Origin of the sequence: Segatella buccae ATCC 33574, from assembly GCF_000184945.1 — a bacterium.
GTDB classification, from domain to species: Bacteria; Bacteroidota; Bacteroidia; order Bacteroidales; family Bacteroidaceae; genus Prevotella; species Prevotella buccae.
Map to the genome: position 1 here is coordinate 2,685,314 of NZ_GL586311.1, position 3,521 is coordinate 2,688,834.

3 protein-coding genes are annotated in these 3,521 nt (G+C 42.2%); all 3 read right to left on the reverse strand.

The window, feature by feature from the left end:
* Positions 1-101: 101 nt before the first annotated feature.
* From HMPREF6485_RS10615 to HMPREF6485_RS10625, 3 genes are read right to left on the reverse strand one after another with little or no spacing between them, the layout of a single operon-like run.
* Positions 102-1,130, reverse strand: a complete 1,029-nt coding sequence (locus HMPREF6485_RS10615) for a site-specific integrase (RefSeq protein ID WP_004343768.1) — start codon at positions 1,128-1,130, stop codon at positions 102-104.
* Positions 1,117-2,124 (reverse strand): tyrosine-type recombinase/integrase, encoded by a 1,008-nt coding sequence (locus tag HMPREF6485_RS10620; RefSeq protein ID WP_004343771.1) that lies wholly within the window; start codon positions 2,122-2,124, stop codon positions 1,117-1,119. The genes HMPREF6485_RS10615 and HMPREF6485_RS10620 overlap by 14 nt, the downstream gene beginning before the upstream one ends.
* Positions 2,117-3,349: a site-specific integrase gene (locus HMPREF6485_RS10625; protein ID WP_004346466.1), complete on the reverse strand. Its 1,233-nt coding sequence runs from the start codon at positions 3,347-3,349 to the stop codon at positions 2,117-2,119. Before HMPREF6485_RS10625 ends, HMPREF6485_RS10620 begins: the two co-directional genes overlap by 8 nt.
* Between the last annotated feature and the right edge of the window lie 172 nt (positions 3,350-3,521).

The window sequence follows — 3,521 nt, forward strand, 5'->3', positions numbered from 1 at the left end:
TTCTTATCGCAAGTAAAATATTATCCAAAGTACGACTTTTGCACGACTGATTATTAATTGCTTATCAGGGATACTTTTTGCCATCACTTTGGATAATATTACTACCGTCCTAAGTTTTTTAACCAACTTTTCAGTTCAGAATCAGATTCCCATGAAGGTTTGTTATCTTCCTCTTGTGGAAGGATTGAAGTATATGTTTTCTCCAAAGCTTCCCGCTTTTGTTTGGAGTCTGCACGTGCATATACTTCAGTTGTCTGGATTGACACATGACCTAAAATATCTCTTATATAAACGAGATTCACTCCTGCCTGTAACAGATGCATAGCTTTACTATGGCGAAGACAGTGAGGACTGATTTTTTCAGGGATGAGATTTTCTGAGGCAGTTCTGGCCATCGTTGCATAGTTTTTTAAGATATAGGTTATGCCTGCTCCTGTCAGTTTTCCTCCACGACCATTCTGAAAGAGAGGGCGCTGATTCATTCTCAGTTCAAGCAGATGGTTTTCTTCCATATATTTGCGTAGGATTGATACTTGGGCATCTTGGATGGGCACCAATCTTTTCTTGTTTCCTTTGCCAAAGAGTGTTACATAGTATGGCTTGGACAAACAGACATCAACCGGTCTAAGGTCTATGAGTTCCTGTACTCTGGCTCCGGTTTCATACAGCAGGGAGAGCATGGCGAGGTCTCTACGCCCCCGCATGGTAGTCTGCGGTATATGCGCTAACAATTCTTTGACAGCATCCATCGTCAGATAATTCATGGTACCCTTGATTGCCTTTTTCATCTTGACACCAAGTATTTCCTGCCATTGATATAGGCGCGTGACATCCTCGTACTGCATATATCGGCAAAAAGCATGGATTGCAGCCAGCCTCTGATTCCTGGTCGATACAGAACTGGACTTGTCAGTTTGCAACCAGTCCAAATAGTCAAGGACATTTTTGCGGCCCATATGTTCAAGTGTAAGTTTCTCAGCATCCACTTCTCTCTTAACCCTCATAAAGTCAAGATAAGAAGCGAATGCGGTTCCATATGAACGCAATGTATTGGAGCTTACACCCCGTTCAGCCGAGAGATATTCAGTAAAGAATCCCCTCAGAAATTTAGCAAAGTCATTCTTCGTCATATTCTCTTACCATTTTTTCAAGTGAGGGGAATACATAAGATGATATGGCACCGATTTGCAGGTTCAGTTCAGGGAACATCTCAGAGGTTAGACGTATATAGGACTCTGTTCCCAATAAGGTTTTATGCCCCATGAACACGGAAAGGATCGGGAGCAGGCAATACATGTCCTTACCAGACTTTACCTGCTTCATTAGAGAATGGACTGCAAAAGTGTGTCGCAAATCATGAACTCTTGGACCACGGTTTCCTCCAATAAAAGGAATATCACACAATTTGAGTATTTTCCTGAACCACTTGTAAGCAGTACCTTTCAGTACCCTTCCTCCTGTATGTGAAATGAACAATGGCGATTCTTTGTGCCGTATGCTCTTGAGAGGCATTCTGTCTCTGTAGGATATATACTGGTGTAGTACAGCGTCCAAAGAAGGCGTAATGGGAACAATACGTTGCCGTTGGTTTTTTGATTTTCTGATGAGTATCGTACCCTTTTCAAGGTTGACATCCTCAATGTTCAAATTCAGAGCCTCGCCTATCCTGATTCCGGTAGCATATAATACACGGAATAAGGTGGGCATGGAAAACAGACATAAGGTGGGTTGAATGTTATGGAAGCGGAGGCTGTCTGCTGCAATGAAAAAACGTTCTATCTCCTCATGGGTGAAAACCCTTGGGATAAAGGACTTGTCTTTCTGCCTTGGCATGGGAGGAACATAGCAGACAAATCCGCAATGACACATATACCGGGAAAACTGACTTATTATGGACCATTTATCATACAACGTCCTCTCGCTGTCATTCAACCGGCTTTCACGCCATGCCTTCACCAGTTCTTTAGTCAAGACTGGTTCGTGTAGGGGCATGATACGATAAATTTCGTCAAGCTCTTTGAATATGTACTCTATCTTGGATATTGTAAACCCCATCGCTGCTTTCATTTTCACAAAACTTGTAAAATAAGGAGCGAAGATACTCTTGAAGGTATAATTAATCATAGAATGCCCCTCCTTTCTGTAAATAAAAAGCTTCGTCAACTAAAGGGGTATCAAGAACACATTCACGCAAGTTCACAATGTCCACCCGGAGATATTCCATTGTGGTCTGCGTACTCTCGTGCCCTAATATACCTGATATGACAGGTAAGGATGTCCCTTGGCGGAGCATATTGCTGGCAAGTGAATGACGCATGGAGTGAGGCCCGAACCTGCGACTGGATATGTCAATTCCCGAGGACTGCATTATTCTTGTAATCACACCATTCAGACTGATGCGTGTCATCGGACGGTATGGTGCCGATGCCGTTAAGAAGACTTCTTTTAGATGGGATTTCGGACGGGAGTCTCTTGCATAGGTGACCAATGCCTCTCCAATTTCCCTCAGAAGTGGAAGTTCCATTGGGGCTTTAGTTTTGTATTGGTAAAGGGTGATTTTGCCATTGTCCCAATCTATATTGTCCCATGTCAATGAGGCTATGTCTGAGACCCTCAATCCCAGTCGTGAAGCAAGGAGGAAGATTGCGTAATCACGTTTACCGACTGCCGATGACTGTTCTATAGAACCTTCTATTTGCTTGATTTCATCGCAACTGTAAACAGAAGGCAGTTTCTCGTGTTGCGGAAAATTGCTTCTTGTAAGCACATAACTAAGATTTGTTGATGTCATCCCTCTTTCATATAGAAAGGAGCAAAACTGCCGGATGGCATAGAAGTGTTCGCTTTTACATGTCTGCGCATGATCAACAAATTCCACAATGACTTTCTCTGTTATACCACATATGCTATCAATTCCTTTTTGACTGAGACCAGCTATGAAGTAACTCAATAGACGCCTGTGGTTATGGATTGTCGGCTCGCACCGTCGCTGTTCCCGTAAAAAGTCGAGATGTTGGAGAACTGCGTTGCCTATTTCTCCATCAAGAGGAAATTCGTGAAGCTTGACTATTCTTCGGCGAATTATTCCCGTTTGCATAAATTCCGTCAAAAGATGTATGCTCCTGCGATGGGCTCGTTGCGTAGAAGCTGCCAATCCCGGCAAGACATCTGCGAGAAATGACGTTCCAACTTCTGGAGAAAACAGGGTTGTCCCAGTTTTGTGCATGTACGTGACAATACCTTTCTGCCACCTTCGTTGATGCGTTTCAATACATTTCTCATCATAGCCATCCAAACGCATCTGCAAAACGCAATTGGCTATTAGAGAGTTGATTTCTGTACTTTTCATGTTACATTGAGAACACCATTTGAGGTGCACAAGTACAAAGTAACACAAATATTATCTGATAATATTATCAAAAGTGTTATTGATAATCAAATAAATGGAAATATATATCTATTAGCACTTTGGATAATATTTTACTTGTGATAAGAGAATTTATCACAACTTGCGATAAATT